We start from the raw sequence: 15,776 nt of genomic DNA on the forward strand, positions 1-15,776 counted from the left end.
GGGGGTGATAGAGATCTATACGCCTGAGATCTGGTATTTCATCGTAATGCTTGCCACCTTCGTGGGACTTGCGGCGATCAAAATTCCGATATCCGTTTCTCTGATGTTTTCGGCTCTCGCTGGCTCGTTAGTCTTCGGCGAATTTTTCCCATTGAGGCATTTGGTTGAAGGTGGGTTCGCCTATCTGGATACGATACTCGTTATCTCTTCGGCCATGATCTTCATGGAATCGATCAAAGTATCCGGGCTGCTCGAAACCATAGCCGGAAACATGACGGTGGCGCTCCACAAGAAGCCGACCTTCTTGCTGGTTTTGATGACTTTCTTCATTATGATAGCCGGTATGATAACCGGATCGTCAACCGCGACCGTTCTGACGACGGGAGCAATCGCTTATCCTGTCCTGAAAAGCCTTGGACTGAGCAAGAGAAGGGCCGGCTCAATAATTGCCATGAGCGGTATATACGGTATGATAGCCCCACCGATAAACCTTCCGGCCATGATCATCGGTCAGGGAGTCGATATGCCCTACATCGGCTTCACCACGCCGCTGCTCTTTGTGACCTTCCCGATCGCAATAGTCACCACGCTAATAATCGGTGTAAGGAAAGTAAAGCCCGTCGAACTGGACGAGTTCAAAAAGACAAGGGAAAGCGAGCCTGTGAAAGGCTTTGCGGTCTATCTCCCGCTCATCGTAATGGTCATACTCATGGTGCTCGAGAACGTGAGCTGGGGCTTCTCATTAGGACTCCCGTTGATATTCATGATTTCAGCGTTGATCGCCGTGGTCACCGGAAGAAGAGGCAACATACTAAAGATCTCCTTTACCGCCATTCAAAACGCTCTCGGGATACTTTCGATACTGATAGGCGTCGGTATGTTCATCCAGGTGATGACCATGAACGGCGTCCGCGGTCTGATAGTCGGTTATTTGAACAGTCTACCCCAGGGCGCCCTGCTTCTGGGTATAGCACTGGGAATCCCGGCCTTTGGAGCAGTCTCTTCTTTCGGTTCCTCATCGGTTCTGGGAGTTCCCTTCCTACTGGCCTTCCTGGGCAGCAACGATATCGTAGTCTGTTCGGCCCTGTCGCTACTGGCCGGTCTTGGAGACATGGTTCCCCCGACTGCGCTCGCCGGTATCTTCGCGGCGCACGTGGTGGGCGAGAAGAAATACTTCAAGATATGGCTCAGCTCGATGCCGGCCTTCTTCATAACTATGGTCTTCGCCACCCTGACTATCGTATGGGCCACACAGATAGGCCGATTCGTCAACAGCGTCTTCTTCTATCCCGTGTTTATAGTGGCCTTAGTCTTGATGGCCGTCGCTTTACTGCTGATCGATAAGAGAAAGGAGAGTGTTGCCAGATGACTTTCATATACATACTCATAGCGATATACATAGCCTCCATTCTCCTTTACTATGTCTTCAAAAAGGCCAGCAAGTGGGAGTGGGTGATGAGCGCTATGATACTCATTCCGTTGATTCTGAGGATCTTCCTCATCAAGTGAGATACCTTCCGGGGAACCGATGGCAGGTCTATAATTATCGTATGCCATAAAGGTTCCCCGGGAGGTAGTTATCTTGAAAATGAAGAAAGACGCCCAGTTCTACAAGTTTGCAGTTTATGGTTTCCTGAAAAACCTCCGCTTTTTCGATCCCTTTTTGATCCTTTTTTTCAGAGAGATGGGTCTATCTTTTCTCGAGATAGGGACTCTGATCTCCGTGAGGGAAATAGCCACCAACATACTCGAGCTCCCCACCGGGTTCATAGCCGATCTCTACGGTCGCAGGATGTCCATGGTTCTCTCCATGGTATCTTATCTTGCTTCGTTCATGGTCTTTTATCTCTTTCCAAACTTCTTAGTTTATATGGTCGCGATGGTTGCCTTCGCCTTCGGCGAGGCCTTCAGGACGGGTACTCACAAGGCCATGATTCTAGAGTATTTAAGATTGAACGATATGATGGATATAAAGGTCGACTACTACGGAGCCACCAGAGCCGCATCACAGATGGGATCTGCAATAAATGCCTTAATCGCCGCCTTCCTGGTCTTCTACAGCGGTAGTTACAGGATAGTCTTCCTGGCCTCGGTCATACCTTATCTTCTGAATCTAGTCAACCTTTCGACTTATCCCAAAAATCTGGACGGCGAGCTTAAAACCAGCCAGAAGGGCGAGACCTTCAAGGCCTTCTTCGGTATTTTCAAGAGCCGGGACTCTTTCAGGGGCGTGCTGAACTCCTCCCTTTACGATGCCTTTTTCAAGGTCGTTCAGGAGTATCTGCAGCCGATATTGAAGGCTATGGCTATCGGGCTGCCCGTGATGGTTACCTTGAAACCCGACCAGAGGACGGCGGTTCTTGTCGGCATAGTTTACTTCGTCATCTATTTTGCCACCAGCTATGCTTCGAAGAACGCCGGGAATGTCAGCAAGAAGTTTGGAAACGAGGCTAGGGCGTTGAATTACAGTTACCTTCTGGGCGCTGTATTGATCATCTTCAGCGGTCTCTTCCAAAGATTGGGAATACAGCTGGCAGCGGTCGCAGTCTTTTTCCTGCTTTTCGTCTTGGAAAACCTGAGAAGACCGGTGAATATAAGTTATATAAGCGACACTATCGATCATAAGACAATGGCCTCGGGTCTGTCGGTGGAATCACAGCTGAAAACGTTACTGATGGCCATACTGGCTCCTGTTATAGGTTTTTTGGCCGACAGGTTGGGCGTCGGGCTGGCCCTGATGCTGGCAGGTCTCCTGATGGCCGCTCTCTTCTTCCTTGTGAGCCTGAGATCGGCCGGAAGTAAAGGCAGTTGAAGCAGTTGAAATCGTGCCCGCTATCTTCCCGTAGCTGATAGAATCTAAGAGGGAGGTGACTTGTATGAAGAGAAGTCTCTTTTTGATCATATTCTTTTTCTCTGCCCTTTTCACTCTGGTTTTGGCTTCGGACCTTACCGTCGAGGGTTTGAAGGGAAGTGTCGAAAAGGTCGTAACGGGAAGGTTCACCTACCGGAGCGAGAACGGTCAATGGCTGGCCGGTGAACTTGAGACCAGAAGGATCAAGGTTTTCTCGCCTCTCGGCGATTACCAGACTGTGGCACTATATATGAACGGCGTCCAGTACAGTCGTCACGAATACACATATGACGAAAACGGCCGGAAACTGGAGTCTCGCTACTACAAAAACGACGCCGAGAACTACACCACCAGGGAGATCTATACTTACGATGATAGGGGCCGCCTCATAGAGGAAATCACGATGGAATACTGGCCGGTCTTTCTGGGTGGCGACCGCCTGAGCGGCAAAACCGTTCTCGCCTACGACGACAGGGGCTATATCTCCTTGAAAAGGCTGCTCAACGACCAGGGGGTTATCCTCTCCTCGGTCAGACTTACCTACGACGATGGCGGAAGATTGATAAGGGAATCTCATTACGGAAAAGATGGAAAGCTCGAATCGATCTTGCTCTACAAGTACGAAGGGGATGTTCTGAGGGGCATACACTCTCTTGACAGCAGCAACAGGATACTTGAAGAGGTTGTCGCCGGCGGTGAGAACGGACTTAACGACAGAACGCAGTACGGCTATTCAGGAGACAGGGCCGTTAGAAGCTCGAGAACTCTCACGGACGGATATATCTCGGTAAACGAGATCGTAGACCTCACCGAAATCGATCAGCCGGGTAGAAGAGTCGAGATCTCCTTCACGCTCGAACCCCTGGTCGTTACGTTCGATACAGAAGAGACTCTTCAGGCGATCCTATCCAGAAACACGGCCGGGAGGATCACGGGAGTCGATTTTAAAAGCGGCAATGACCTGCTGGCCGGATTCAAATACTATTTCGACAACGCCGGAAGGTTGCTGGCAAGAGAATACACGTTCGGTGAAAACTCTCTCAGGATTGACTACAGGTACGACACCGCGGGAAACTGGATAGAGGAGAGATACTTCAGGCTGGAAAATCAGGAATACAGGCCGGTATCGACGCTCGTTCGCCAGATCGACTACTTCGAATGAGACAAGTGGCTTAGCATTCAATAATGACGGCTCCTGCAGGTAGCGCGAGGGCCTTCGATAAACGGTGCTATATCCAGTTTGTATCTATCGAACCTTGGGAATTGGTTCAAAGCGCGGATCGATTTTCGCAATGTGCAGTTTTTTTCAGCGTTCTGGGACCGATATAACGTATTCCAATTGCGCCCAGTGGAGCCGTTATGATTATCGAGAGGACAGAAACCGAAAGAATTACATCTCCATATGCCACTCCCATTGCTAGAGGAATGCCACCAACAGCGGCCTGAACGGTTGCCTTTGGAATATAAGATACCATACAGAATAGCCTTTCATGAAGGTTCAACTTCGACCCCAGGGTTGAAACAGCAACTCCAAGGCTCCTGAATAAAAGTCCCAGAATTATAACCACTATCCCTTTTTGCCATGAATTGTTTATGGCGTTTATACTTACGCTTGCACCCACGAGAACGAAAAGGAAGACCTCTGCGAGTACCCATACACGCTCCATTTTTCCCGCCAATCTTTCGGCAGCAACCGGCAGTTTTTCTCTTAGCATGAACCCGATCGCCATCACACCTAGCAACGAAGCCACCGGCATATAGTTTTCCAGTTGATGGAAAATAAAAGCCGATGATAGAACCAGTAGGACTTTCTTTGTGTCCCTCATATGGAATTTTTTGAATAGAAGAGCGAAAAGAAAACCGATGAGTGCTCCAGCTCCGATTCCAAGGGCTATTTCCAGCGGTACGCTTGCAACAGCGGTAACTACGTTGATATTCTGTCCTTTATCTATACCAAGGAAAACAGTGAATATGGTTATGGCAACCACATCATCAACCGAGGCCGCAGCCAGTATGGTCGATGGCACTTCCCTGTCCTTTCCCATGTCGCTTTCCTTGAAGCGAAGCATCTCGGGAACCACTACGGCGGGAGAAACGGCGGCAATAATGAAACCAAGCATTCCACCCTTCACTAAATCCAGACCGAGCCATTGAGCGAAGAACATTATTGAGAAGCCTTCGAAGACGCCTGGAAGAAAACTCATTCGCAATGCGAGGGGACCGATCTTCTTCACAGTTTTACGGTCAAGGCCAAGACCGGCGCGAAGAAGAATTACAATCAAGGCCAGTAACCTGATTTCACTCGAAACGTCCAGCAGCGAGTTATCTATAAGGTTTAGAATCTGGGGACCCAGAAGAACGCCGAGAAAGATCAATCCTATCAAGCCGGGAAGCCGCAGTTTTTCGAAAAGAGAGATGATAGGAATTGAAAGAATAATTATCAGCGAGATACTCAATACCATTTTTACCTCCAGAACACGGTGAACAACGATAGCCACCATAAATTTGACAGTAGTAGAAGCTATCAGCGCGCGACGCGGTTCTGGGTGGTAAAAACTCCACGGCAAGCTTCATTGCCTTAGGTATTATATTATGTGATGAGTTATACTGTCAAATAGATGCTGAACGGAGGTGAGAGAGCGAGATGCTGACCACTTTTCTTGCGATTGTCGGTGCGTTGTTTCTGCTTTATCTGGCGATAAGGTACTTCCCCGCCCTCATCAAGCTGGTGATAGGGATCGGAGTCGTTCTGGTGGTGGTTTTTGCTTTCGCCGGTTTTGTGGTGGTCTTCCTGCCGATCCTGATAATTATAGCGATAGTCCTGCTTGTTGTGAAGCTTGTAAAATGAAAACTATCGATCTGACGGCCATTCAGGTCCATTTCGACGCGACGACGTTTTCAAGGGAATCGTTCGCGAGCGCAATGGACCGATATGTTCGTCTGGCCCGTGGTCTCTGGAGGGGTGAGCGTCATGTCACGGTCTTTCCGGAGTTCTTTCCGACCTTTCTTTATCCTGCATTCAGAGGCATGACCTTAAAAGGCGGTCCGGGAAAGATCCTTTTGAAGTACGCGCTCAAGAATACGGGGCTCTCTCTCAATCCTCTCAGACAGGCCTTTTTGAATCACGCTTTAGAAATAGAGCTCTTTTATCGCGAAACGTTCGGAGCGCTGGCCGGGGAATTTAAAACTTATCTGCTGGCACCTTCTATCCTGATGCCTGAGGTTGATTTCGAATCTTCAAGGGGAACCTTCTTGAGGGATAAGAGGTTGTACAACATGGCTTATCTCTTCAGCCCTCAGGGCCGGCTCATCGCGAAGATCGCCAAACGCAATCTTACGGACGCAGAGAGCAGGATACTCTTCTCCAGGGGAAGCTCCTTCGGCAATATAGCCGAGACTTCAATCGGAACACTGGGTGTCGCCATCTGTTACGATATGTTTTTTGAGAGCGAAGTGAGGAGACTCGATTCTAGTGGCTGCGAGATCCTTCTCGTTCCTTCCTGCAACTTCGCTCCATGGAAGGCCCATTTGAACGGATCAACTCAGGAGAGGGTATGGTTCAGAGATGGTCCGATCAGCGCGTCGAAAGACAGGGAGAACATACGTTTTCTGGTGAACGCGATGGCCGTCGGCGATATTGGTGGGCAGACCGCCCAGGGAAGATCTTCCATATGGCACAACGGCAAGGTTCTGGCCATATCGCGGGAGGTCGAGCGGGAAGATGTCGTGAATGCCATAGTGGAACTGGATTTTTACCCGGGCGGACTTTAGAGAATCGCGGGTAGTATAATCTAGTCGGCAATCGTACAGGGCCAGATTCAAAGGAGGTATACGAGTGAAAATAGCGGTAGTACACGACGAAAAACCCGGTGAGGTCGGCATGAAGATGCTGAAAAGTATCGCCGGTGTTTTAGAGAAACACCACGAAGTATTCCCAGTGCCGCTCACGTCGAAATTCGTTGAAAGGATCGAGAGTGAAGGTATAGAGTTCGTCTTTAACATCGCAACCGGAGGTGAGGGCCACCAGAGACAGGTCTATGTGCCTGCTATACTCGACTTCTGGAATATACCTTATACCGGTTCTGGTGTGTCGGCCAACTGCCTATGCATCGACAAATCGCTCACCAAAATAGTTATGGCCGACAGCGGTATACCAACCCCTAAGTACGTTTGCTTCAAACAATCTCGTCCGGTTGAAGAGATAGATTTCTATCCGGCCATTGTAAAGCCTTCGCGCGGTGGAAGCGCCGTTGGAATATGGGCAGATTCGGTGGTCAGTGATAGGGTCGAACTCGAAAGGGCCGTGGAGAGAATTCACAGGGAATACGGAGAACCAGCCCTGGTTGAAGAGTTCATAGTCGGTCGAGAATTCAGCGTCGGGATAGTCGGACACACGGTACTACCCATTCTTGAGATAGACTTTTCTTCACTACCGGAGGGGATGGAACGATTCTACTCTTACAGAGTCAAGCAGTATCTAGGCGAGAAAACCGGTTACATCTGTCCGGCCGTCATACCGGAAGTTCTGAAAGCAGAGATCGAAAGCTTATCGCTAGAACTCTTCGATAGGCTCGATCTGGGCGATTATGCGCGCATGGATATAAGGGTCGATAAGTACGGCGAGCCGTACTTTCTCGAGGTAAACTCCCTCCCGCTGCTCGTTCCCGATTACTCGGATATAGTAAAGATGGCGCTGGCAGCAGGCTGGGAATACGACGATCTGATACTCGCAATTCTGGATTCCGCTATAGAGAGAAGAAGGTAATCGAATGAATCATAGAGAGAGGTACGAACTGGCTTTGAAAATCTCCCGCGATGTCTCGGAAGAGATGGGTAGCAATTTGGTTTCTTTCTGTCTTTACGGTTCCACTTGCCGGGGTACGGATACGCGCTGGTCCGACCTGGAGATGTTTGCCATAACCATTGAAGAGACACCTCAGAAATCTCTTCTTATCGGTACTGTCCCTGCGATCGTTTACACGATGACCGATTCGAAACTTCGTGAGATTCTTGAAAAGCCCGGTACACAATGGCCACTGTACACCGGCCTGATGAAAGGACTTGTGGTTCTTTCCGGAGACATGGAAGCGCCGTCAAGGTATTATTCGCTGGCACTGAACGTGTCGCGCGAAAGACTAAAAGAGGCTCTTAAAGAAAATCTGCCCGGGTTGGTCTTCGAGTCTTACGGAAGGATCTTCTCCAGTATAGTCAGAAAGAAACATGAGGATATCTATTGTGCGGTAGTCGAGGTTTTGTTGGAGATGAGCACCGCGCTATGTCTGCTGAACGGCAAGCATGTCAACAGCAGCTACTTCGAGGGGATAAGGGAGAGCTTCGAATTCGAAAAAAGGCCCGCGCGTTATGCGGCCCTCGCCACCAGGCTATGGAAGAGCCGCAACCCCTTCGAAATAGCTCGCGACGCCAGAGAACTTATTAAAAACTACATAGTGCTCCTTGAAAGCGAAGGGCTTATCTAGTAGAGCACCGGGTCTGGAGTGTGAGGTCTGGTAAGAGCGGGAAGAGCTGTCTCCGGTATTTCGTTGTTTGTTAGAATAAGAGAGGCAGGGGATACAAAATAAGTCCAGTCCTTCGAAAGAGCAAAGAGCGATTCATCGTGGTTTGTTAAAGAACACGAGAGAAAGAGAGTACGAACTCTCGAATGCTCTCTTTTTCGTGTTTTACGAGCAAACTGGCCAGTCGTATTTTATGCTTATTGGATGATCCTTTTTGTGCTTTCTTTGTTTCTAGAATATCTCTAAAAGCGCTTTTCCGGTCTCTATTTTCCTTTGTTTTAAAGTCTTTTGGGAATATAATCTTACTGTCACAAAATAGAGGGGGTGAGAGCCATGTGGAAGGAGTTCAAAAAGTTCATAAGTCGCGGCAATGTCATCGATCTGGCAGTCGGTATCATAATCGGGGGCGCCTTTCAGGTAATAGTTAGATCCCTCGTCGATGATATCATAATGCCGATTCTCGGTCTCTTCACGGGTGGCATCGATTTCAGTAACCTTTATATCAACCTCTCCGGCGGGAGTTACGAAACTCTAGCGGCGGCAAAGGCGGCTGGTGCGGCAACTATAAACATCGGTCTCTTCATAAACGCCGTGATCAATTTCCTGATTCTGGCATTCGTGATTTTCCTGATCGTCAGACAGATAAATAAGATCAGGGAACGCCAGAAGAAAGAAGAGGCTCCGGCCGCACCGACGACGAAGACCTGTCCATTCTGTCATACTTCGATTCCAATTGAAGCGACGAGATGTCCGAACTGTACATCCGAGCTTGGGAAAAAGGGTTAAAACGCTTTTTTCAGAAGCGGCCTTCGAGCCGCTTCTGTCGTTTTATACGAATAAATAGAATCAAAAGGCGAGATGCTGTGGCTAGGAAAAGCTGTTCGCATGTCCCGACTATCAACGACGGAGGATGGCTACGAACGAGGTGGAGAGCGATAAAATAAAAGAGTGGAAATCCGGGCATTTTGGTATAATAGCTCTACTGTATCGAAAGTAAACGCCGAATTGGACGGGGTGTTCCGTATGAGAATAATACCTGAAACGAGAGAGCGCATCAAGAAAAGAAGAATGGAGATTGGCATACTCGCCGCTTGTATGCTGTTAGCCAGTCTCTATGCGGTTTATCAAATTGCCGCCAACACTGAGTTGTTCTTGAGCAGCTCGAAGGTGCAACTTATAATGATCGTAATATTCGCCTTCACCGTTGTTTGCAACGTTTACTTCTTGATTCTGCACTTCGCTTACAGGAAGAGAAGGCGCACACGCACCTGAGTTTCTGTTGTTTCATCCGAACTTCCTCACGAAAGACAGACCCAGATATGCCTATCCTCGATATTCGTAAAAAATATGTAATCCATTTTCTTTGGAAGAGCAGTTCTCGCTGGTTTCTTGGTCATCCTCTTCAAAAACGATAGAGATACCGGATCGAAATCTGGCATTACAAGATGAGATTGTCACCAGTAGTGACATCATACTGGATCTAAATAATCCATAACTCCAGACCCAGTGCGAGCAAGGCGTACGAGATGCAAGATTTTTTTGCGAGAGAAGCGAACTTCATTGTTTTATCGTGCAAAAATCCATTTGCTGGCGAATTGTCTATCTGACAGAGAGAGTAGAAATGTATTGAGTAAATATTTCCAGTTGTATAATAACAATGTAATTATCCGTTCGGTCTGGGGGAACTGAATTCGTAAAGTACGGCTAGAAAGCCGAAAACACAGGGGGTGTTTAGATGAAAAAGCTTTTGGTCGCGGTTCTTCTTTTATCCGTTAGCGCACTCTTAGCGTCCGGGAGTGTCGAGATTTTCAGCTGGTGGACGGGTGGTGGAGAAGAAGAGGGCCTTGCGGCGATCTACGAGGTCTTCAAGGCAAAATTCCCCGACGTCGAGATAATAAACGCAACGGTCGCCGGTGGAGCCGGAACTAACGCAAAGGCCGTTTTGAAGACCAGGATGCTGGGTGGCAACCCGCCGGATTCCTTCCAGGTACACGGTGGAATGGAGCTGATAGACACCTACGTCATCACGGGCATGATGGAACCCCTGACGGATATCCTCGAAGGCTGGGGGATACTCGACAAGTTCCCTAAAGACATTATGACGATCTGTAGTTACGAGGGAGAGGTTTACTCCATACCGGTGAATGTGCACAGGGGTAACGTTGTATTCATCAACAACGAGATCCTCAAGAAGGCCGGTGTCGAGACGGTACCGCAGGATGGACCGGGTTTCCTACAAGTCTGTGAGAAGATCAAACAGGCCGGCTTCATTCCTCTCGCTCTCGGCGACAAGGACAAGTGGGAAGCGGCGCATCTCTTCGAAACCGTACTGCTCTCCGCTCTCGGCCCTGAAGGCTACAACGGTCTATGGAACGGCACAACTAGCTTCAATGACCCGGGGATCGGAAGGGCTATCGTTATTTTCGAAGAGTTGATCAAGTACGTCAACGAGGACCACGCCGCGCTCACGTGGCAAGATGCCACGAAGATGGTTTTCGACGGTAAGGCAGCTTTCAATGTCATGGGCGACTGGGCCGAAGGTTATCTCAAGACGCTCGGCTGGACTCCCGGTGTAGAATTCGGCTGGATGGCAGTCCCCGGAACTCAGGGTTCTTTCATGGTCGTAACCGATACTTTCGGTCTTCCGAAGAATGCTCCCAACAGAGAAAACGCCCTGAAGTGGCTCGAAATAGTGGCTTCGGTCGAGGGGCAGGATGCTTTCAACCCGATCAAAGGGTCAATTCCGGCGAGGCTCGATGCCGACAAATCGCTTTACGATCCTTACCTTACATGGTCGATGAACGACTTCGCCACCAACGCGCTCTGTCCATCAATCGCACACGGTTCTGCAGCTCCAGAAGGCTTCATCACCGAATTGAACGACGCAGTCAATATCTTCATAACCACGAAGGATAGAGACGGCTTCTTGAAGGCAATAAGAAACGCCGCGCAAGACTATTATATAGACTAATGTGCTCGGTGGGGCCTGCGTTGAAGCGGGCCCCCTTCTCTGGAGGTGTTGTAGATCAAGCGGAAAACCAGGCGTGGAATTATTTCCTTTCTTATACTATCGCCGACGTTCGCCGCGATAGGTATTTTCGTTTATTTCTTCATCGGCTGGACGGCTAGAACCTCGGTGTCTAACTGGAACAGCTTTGCCAGACTATTGAAGGGAGAGTTCGAGTTCGTGGGTCTTCGCAATTATCTCAGACTCTTCGAAGATCCGAGGTTCCAGACAGATCTCTGGAACACTTTCTACTTCACTCTCTTCTTCATCGCCGGCTGTCTGATACTGGGCATAATTCTCGCAGTTCTTATAGACAGAAATCTTAAAGGTTCGGCGATATTCAGAAATATCTATCTCTTTCCAATGGCTCTTTCGTTCGTCGTCACCGGGGCAGTCTGGCGGTGGATATTCGCGCCGGGAATTCTACCGGGCAGTCCCCAGGGTATGAACCTTCTCCTGGATCTGGTGGGACTGGATATATTCCAGTGGAAATGGTTCACGAGCACGACCAATTTTTTAAAATTCAACGTGGCCCTGATTCCGGTCATTATCGCCGCTGTCTGGCAGCTTTCGGGCTACACGATGGCGATGTATCTGGCCGGACTGCGCGGGATATCTCAGGATCTTATCGAGGCGGCCGAGGTCGATGGTGCGACCGGCTGGCAGATCTTCTGGAAGATAAAGTTCCCGATACTGAGGCCCATAACGCTGAGCGCCATGATAATCCTGGGGCACATTTCGCTGAAAATCTTCGATCTCGTTTACGCAATGACCGGTAGCGGCCCAAACAACGTCACGGACGTGCCGGCTATCTATATGTTCGAGACGACTTTCAGGGCGAACAAGTACGCCACGGGCTCGGCGATCGCCATGGTGATGCTGATCATGGTCGCCGTGGTTATTGTGCCGTACCTCTTTTCGGCGTTCAGAAAGGAGAAAAGGATATGATCAGAAAGCTTGTGATCTACATACTTCTGGTTGTTTTCGCCCTGTTCTTTCTGATGCCGGTTTACGTACTTTTGGCCACGAGTTTCAAGCCACTGAAGGAAGTTGGTTTGGTCAGGATGTGGTTTCCGCCGAACGAGTTCTCCTTCGACGGCTTCGTCAAGGCCTTCAATAAACTGGCTCCCAACCTGAGAAACTCTTTCATACTGGTAATACCGGCCACATTGTTATCGGCCGTGATCGGCTCGATCAACGGGTACGTTTTATCCAAGTTGAAATTCAGGGGATCGGATTTTCTCTTCGCCCTCGTTCTTTTCGGAATGTTCATCCCCTACCAGAGCGTTCTTTTCCCGCTGATACGCTTTTTGCAGGATATAGGTCTTTACGGCTCAATCTGGGGGCTGGTACTGGTACATGTGGTTTACGGGTTGCCTATAACGACTTTGATCTTCAGGAATTATTACAGCGAAGTGCCGACAGAGTTGATAGAAGCGGCCGGCATAGACGGAGCCGGTATCTTCAAGACATATCTCAAAGTTCTCTTCCCCATATCGCTGCCGGGCTTCGTGGTCGTAGTAATCTGGCAGTTCACGAACATATGGAATGAATTTCTCTTTGCCGTCACAGTTACCAGTGACCCGACGAAGCAGCCGATCACCGTGGCGCTGGTAAACCTTGCAGGAAGTCAGGTAGTCGAGTGGAACGTTCAGATGGCCGGCGCCCTGCTAGCAGCTCTTCCGACGTTGATCGTCTATATACTTTTGGGTAAGTACTTCCTGAGGGGACTCCTCGCGGGCTCTGTCAAAGGTTGAACATCACCGGAAGGTAATCGAAGAGGTTCGTGTATTCGCCATCCTTTTTTTCCTCCAGATAACGGAGAAGAGGCTCTCCCATAGGTCTTACGCCCGAGAAACCGGACCTCTCTTCCATGGTTCTGTGAAAAATTTCGGCCGTCTCCTCACCGAACTCATGGAAAAGATAGGCGTAGGTCATTGCGTATATTAGAAATTCGGCCAGCATATCCTCCCAGGACGGGTATCTGTCCATGAAAGCGGAAAGCACACCGCATGAAAAGGGCGATGTTCTCAACGCTTCTACCAGCTCCGGCTTTGCCGTTATGAGCGGATCTATGAGAGGGTGACAGAACTCGTGAAAGGCGACAATCCTTGACCAGACGGGATGGTCGCTGAAACTTCCGAATTTCTCGTCCGGCAAAGTGACTCCCGGTTCATAGGGCCATTTCTGGCTGGACCTACCGGGGTATCTGGCTATACAGTATAGACAGCGTTTGTCGGCCGCACCTAAAGAGGCCAGTTCGGGAAAGAGGGGATTGGGGAAGAAAAAGAGAGACCTTTCGTGATCACCGAAGAAATCTTTCAGGAGCTCTTCTATACGGTTGTTTTCGAGTGCCGTCGAAGCATCGCGCTCCAGTTTCTCCCAGCCAGTTTTCTGGCTTTCCCACAGACTTTCGAGATCGGCGGAAGCCAGTAACTTTCTCAACTCGAGGTGAAGTTCGCTGGTACAAAGTGTTGGTTCGTATCGGTACAGGTAATCGGGAAAACTTCGGGGTTCCAGGTCGGGCCACGATAGGTTTACGGCATAAGTGAAGAGAAAGTAATAGGCCGTCCCATCTTTGAGAAGCGAGTTTAGGAGTTCAGGACGCTTTCTGCCCGCCAGGTGGCGCATCGTGCCCTCATATAGGAAGTGATGGGCGTGGGGCTTACGCAATTCCAGCTCCGGCAATTCGGTAAGCATCATCGCAGTCGACATAAGCCTGATTCTTTTGTCCGTAGATACTTTCAAAATCAACCTCCCGTTTTCTTTCTCTTTCCCAGCCTGCCGGCCCTCCTGGCGAGCGTCTGGTACGAAGGAAGGCCTTCGATGCCCAATCTGTCGCAAATGGCCGGGTTTTCCTTGAGGTAGGCCACAACGCCCCTGTAGCTAAGTCCCTTCTCGCTGGCCAGGAAGAGTATCTTCTCTATAGTCCCGTCGCTGAATTTTTCTGTTACGCCGGAGCGGAAGTTGCCCCGGTCTTTATCCTTTCTCTCGTACTGATTTGTAGCCGGCTCTTCGATGAAACGCCCTATGACGGCCAGCTCATCCCTCCAGCCCTCGAGAAATTCGCTCACCAGCATATGCCTGTCGATCGAGATTCTCTGAAAGGTCTCGACCGGAACGGAGAGCCTTCCTTTATTAACCAGCTTACCTATAGTCTTCAACAATACCGTGAGGTCCTGAACCTTTCCAAGTCTGTCCTGAATCTTTTTGAGGAGCGCGAGCGTACCGCCGTCGAGTCCGATGTATCCGTCCAGTGTCTCGAGTGTGTAACGGAGCTTCTTTATGGAGATCCTGGAGTTGTGGAGTGTGGTAAAATCCGCCGGATCGGACCTGGCGAAGCTCTTCCCGACGGACGAATAACGCTTTTTTATTCGGGTGGATATTCGCTCGGTGTTCCGTTCCAGGAGATTGCTGTCGTCGCAGACCACTATGAGTTCCCTGTGGAAGTGGAGAAAGTCTCTTTCGAGACGTTCCATGTCGAATTCGACCAGCGATCTGGAGGCCTGTGCCGCGAGTCTTTCGTCCTTGGCCTCCAGTTGTTCGGGAAGGCCTTCGATGCCGTATTCGATGGCCAGAGACCTCTGGACATGGTTGTCCCTGAGACGACCGAGCGAAGTTCTGAGAGCCGAAAGCATTTTGAGCGATCTGGAGGGCTTTCTGTCGATTAAAATGGCGCCGATCGATAGAGCTTCGGAAAGCCTGCGACTCCACACTCTAATGTCGTGTACGGTATCTTCCTCCAGCGAATCTCTTCCCTTATCGATATGACCCTTGAGAGTGTCCAGCATCGCTCCGACCTTCTCTGGAAAGGCCTTGAGAAAGGACTCGTGGACCGTTCTATCGAAGATCATTTCGTTTTTCTCAGTAGCGACGGCTTGAGGAGAAATTCCAACTTGAATTTGTTGAGGTCCAATTCTTTCCAGTTTTCGCAATCGACTTTGAAGCAGGCCACCGACGAAGTGGCCATTCTAGCTGTGCACCGGACTGCCGCCATGAACTCTTCGATCGCTGGGTTGTGGCCGACTATCATCACGGAGCTGTATTTGTCGTCCGTTGTGGCGATCGCCGCGGCTATGGTCTCGCTCGATCCGGTGTAGAGCTCCCCGTTCTCGATCATCTCGATCTCTCCTATGGCTTTTTTGAATTTTCTGGCCGTCTGTCTTGCACGTTTCGCTCCGGAGGAGAGTATTATCGCAGGTCCGTCGATAAACGGCTTTACGATTTTGGCCATCGACAGTGAATCGCTCTTTCCCCTGTCGGTGAGCGATCTGTCTATATCCTGCATATCGCCCTTTTTTTCTCTTTCGGCCTCTGCGTGACGTACCAAGAAGACTTTTCTCAATTATTCCACCTCTTGCACGAACCAAAGCCTTCGTCCGTTGGAACGTACGAGAACAATGAT

The 15,776-nt window shown here is 49.7% G+C and carries 17 protein-coding genes and 1 riboswitch; of the genes, 13 read left to right on the plus strand and 4 right to left on the minus strand.

Annotation, left to right across the window (positions count from 1 at the left end; translation table 11 throughout):
* Positions 1-4 precede the first annotated feature (4 nt).
* From MESINF_RS07870 to MESINF_RS07885, 4 genes are all read left to right on the plus strand, one after another.
* Positions 5-1,369 (plus strand): TRAP transporter large permease subunit, encoded by a 1,365-nt coding sequence (locus MESINF_RS07870; RefSeq protein ID WP_169699307.1) that lies wholly within the window; start codon positions 5-7, stop codon positions 1,367-1,369.
* Positions 1,366-1,509 carry a hypothetical protein gene (locus MESINF_RS07875; protein ID WP_169699308.1) on the plus strand — a complete coding sequence of 48 codons (144 nt, stop codon included), beginning with the start codon at positions 1,366-1,368 and terminating at the stop codon, positions 1,507-1,509. The genes MESINF_RS07870 and MESINF_RS07875 overlap by 4 nt, the downstream gene beginning before the upstream one ends.
* Positions 1,510-1,588: 79 nt before the next feature.
* A complete protein-coding gene (locus MESINF_RS07880) occupies positions 1,589-2,812 on the plus strand; it encodes an MFS transporter (RefSeq protein WP_231936914.1) in 1,224 nt (407 codons plus the stop codon).
* 64 nt (positions 2,813-2,876) lie between these two features.
* Positions 2,877-4,013: a hypothetical protein gene (locus MESINF_RS07885; RefSeq protein ID WP_169699310.1), complete on the plus strand. Its 1,137-nt coding sequence runs from the start codon at positions 2,877-2,879 to the stop codon at positions 4,011-4,013.
* Between the two features lie 106 nt (positions 4,014-4,119).
* Here the strand turns inward: MESINF_RS07885 and MESINF_RS07890 are convergent, their stop codons facing one another.
* Entirely contained in the window at positions 4,120-5,313 is a 1,194-nt protein-coding gene (locus MESINF_RS07890; RefSeq protein ID WP_169699311.1) for a cation:proton antiporter, read from the minus strand.
* Between the two features lie 46 nt (positions 5,314-5,359).
* Positions 5,360-5,438, minus strand: a riboswitch (Fluoride riboswitch).
* 57 nt (positions 5,439-5,495) lie between these two features.
* Between MESINF_RS07890 and MESINF_RS07895 the strand changes: the two genes are divergently transcribed.
* From MESINF_RS07895 to MESINF_RS07935, 9 genes are all read left to right on the plus strand, one after another.
* A complete protein-coding gene (locus MESINF_RS07895) occupies positions 5,496-5,699 on the plus strand; it encodes a hypothetical protein (RefSeq protein ID WP_231936676.1) in 204 nt (67 codons plus the stop codon).
* Positions 5,696-6,622: a carbon-nitrogen hydrolase family protein gene (locus tag MESINF_RS07900; RefSeq protein WP_169699312.1), complete on the plus strand. Its 927-nt coding sequence runs from the start codon at positions 5,696-5,698 to the stop codon at positions 6,620-6,622. Before MESINF_RS07895 ends, MESINF_RS07900 begins: the two co-directional genes overlap by 4 nt.
* Before the next feature lie 64 nt (positions 6,623-6,686).
* Entirely contained in the window at positions 6,687-7,616 is a 930-nt protein-coding gene (locus MESINF_RS07905) for a D-alanine--D-alanine ligase family protein (protein WP_231936677.1), read from the plus strand.
* 4 nt (positions 7,617-7,620) lie between these two features.
* A complete protein-coding gene (locus tag MESINF_RS07910) occupies positions 7,621-8,328 on the plus strand; it encodes a hypothetical protein (RefSeq protein WP_169699313.1) in 708 nt (235 codons plus the stop codon).
* 369 nt (positions 8,329-8,697) lie between these two features.
* Complete coding sequence (mscL, locus tag MESINF_RS07915; RefSeq protein WP_169699314.1) at positions 8,698-9,150, plus strand: large conductance mechanosensitive channel protein MscL; 453 nt, start codon at positions 8,698-8,700, stop codon at positions 9,148-9,150.
* A 237-nt stretch (positions 9,151-9,387) separates the two neighbouring features.
* Positions 9,388-9,636 (plus strand): hypothetical protein, encoded by a 249-nt coding sequence (locus MESINF_RS07920; protein ID WP_169699315.1) that lies wholly within the window; start codon positions 9,388-9,390, stop codon positions 9,634-9,636.
* A gap of 463 nt (positions 9,637-10,099) precedes the next feature.
* Positions 10,100-11,335 (plus strand): ABC transporter substrate-binding protein, encoded by a 1,236-nt coding sequence (locus MESINF_RS07925; RefSeq protein ID WP_169699316.1) that lies wholly within the window; start codon positions 10,100-10,102, stop codon positions 11,333-11,335.
* 54 nt (positions 11,336-11,389) lie between these two features.
* Positions 11,390-12,319 carry a carbohydrate ABC transporter permease gene (locus MESINF_RS07930; protein WP_169700956.1) on the plus strand — a complete coding sequence of 310 codons (930 nt, stop codon included), beginning with the start codon at positions 11,390-11,392 and terminating at the stop codon, positions 12,317-12,319.
* Positions 12,316-13,128 carry a carbohydrate ABC transporter permease gene (locus MESINF_RS07935; RefSeq protein ID WP_169699317.1) on the plus strand — a complete coding sequence of 271 codons (813 nt, stop codon included), beginning with the start codon at positions 12,316-12,318 and terminating at the stop codon, positions 13,126-13,128. The genes MESINF_RS07930 and MESINF_RS07935 overlap by 4 nt, the downstream gene beginning before the upstream one ends.
* Here MESINF_RS07935 and MESINF_RS07940 read toward each other — a convergent pair.
* From MESINF_RS07940 to MESINF_RS07950, 3 genes are read right to left on the minus strand one after another with little or no spacing between them, the layout of a single operon-like run.
* Positions 13,118-14,119, minus strand: a complete 1,002-nt coding sequence (locus tag MESINF_RS07940; protein ID WP_169699318.1) for a hypothetical protein — start codon at positions 14,117-14,119, stop codon at positions 13,118-13,120. The genes MESINF_RS07935 and MESINF_RS07940 overlap by 11 nt on opposite strands.
* 2 nt (positions 14,120-14,121) lie before the next feature.
* The gene (locus MESINF_RS07945; protein ID WP_169699319.1) at positions 14,122-15,225 is read right to left on the minus strand and encodes a CHAD domain-containing protein; all 1,104 of its coding nucleotides are present in this window, start codon (positions 15,223-15,225) and stop codon (positions 14,122-14,124) included.
* Positions 15,222-15,716, minus strand: a complete 495-nt coding sequence (locus MESINF_RS07950) for a SixA phosphatase family protein (protein WP_169699320.1) — start codon at positions 15,714-15,716, stop codon at positions 15,222-15,224. Before MESINF_RS07950 ends, MESINF_RS07945 begins: the two co-directional genes overlap by 4 nt.
* Positions 15,717-15,776: the final 60 nt, after the last annotated feature.

Origin of the sequence: Mesotoga infera (assembly GCF_900157305.1) — a bacterium.
Taxonomy (GTDB): domain Bacteria; phylum Thermotogota; class Thermotogae; order Petrotogales; family Kosmotogaceae; genus Mesotoga; species Mesotoga infera.

What these genes read in the sequence shown, in the direction of transcription:
- MESINF_RS07875 (WP_169699308.1), top strand. Translation starts at nt 1,366, where the DNA reads ATGACTTTCATATACATACTCATAGCGATATACATAGCCTCCATTCTC.
- MESINF_RS07880 (WP_231936914.1), top strand. Translation starts at nt 1,589, where the DNA reads ATGAAGAAAGACGCCCAGTTCTACAAGTTTGCAGTTTATGGTTTCCTG.
- MESINF_RS07885 (WP_169699310.1), top strand. Translation starts at nt 2,877, where the DNA reads ATGAAGAGAAGTCTCTTTTTGATCATATTCTTTTTCTCTGCCCTTTTC.
- MESINF_RS07890 (WP_169699311.1), bottom strand. Translation starts at nt 5,313, where the DNA reads ATGGTATTGAGTATCTCGCTGATAATTATTCTTTCAATTCCTATCATC.
- MESINF_RS07895 (WP_231936676.1), top strand. Translation starts at nt 5,496, where the DNA reads ATGCTGACCACTTTTCTTGCGATTGTCGGTGCGTTGTTTCTGCTTTAT.
- MESINF_RS07900 (WP_169699312.1), top strand. Translation starts at nt 5,696, where the DNA reads ATGAAAACTATCGATCTGACGGCCATTCAGGTCCATTTCGACGCGACG.
- MESINF_RS07910 (WP_169699313.1), top strand. Translation starts at nt 7,621, where the DNA reads ATGAATCATAGAGAGAGGTACGAACTGGCTTTGAAAATCTCCCGCGAT.
- mscL (WP_169699314.1), top strand. Translation starts at nt 8,698, where the DNA reads ATGTGGAAGGAGTTCAAAAAGTTCATAAGTCGCGGCAATGTCATCGAT.
- MESINF_RS07920 (WP_169699315.1), top strand. Translation starts at nt 9,388, where the DNA reads ATGAGAATAATACCTGAAACGAGAGAGCGCATCAAGAAAAGAAGAATG.
- MESINF_RS07925 (WP_169699316.1), top strand. Translation starts at nt 10,100, where the DNA reads ATGAAAAAGCTTTTGGTCGCGGTTCTTCTTTTATCCGTTAGCGCACTC.
- MESINF_RS07935 (WP_169699317.1), top strand. Translation starts at nt 12,316, where the DNA reads ATGATCAGAAAGCTTGTGATCTACATACTTCTGGTTGTTTTCGCCCTG.
- MESINF_RS07945 (WP_169699319.1), bottom strand. Translation starts at nt 15,225, where the DNA reads ATGATCTTCGATAGAACGGTCCACGAGTCCTTTCTCAAGGCCTTTCCA.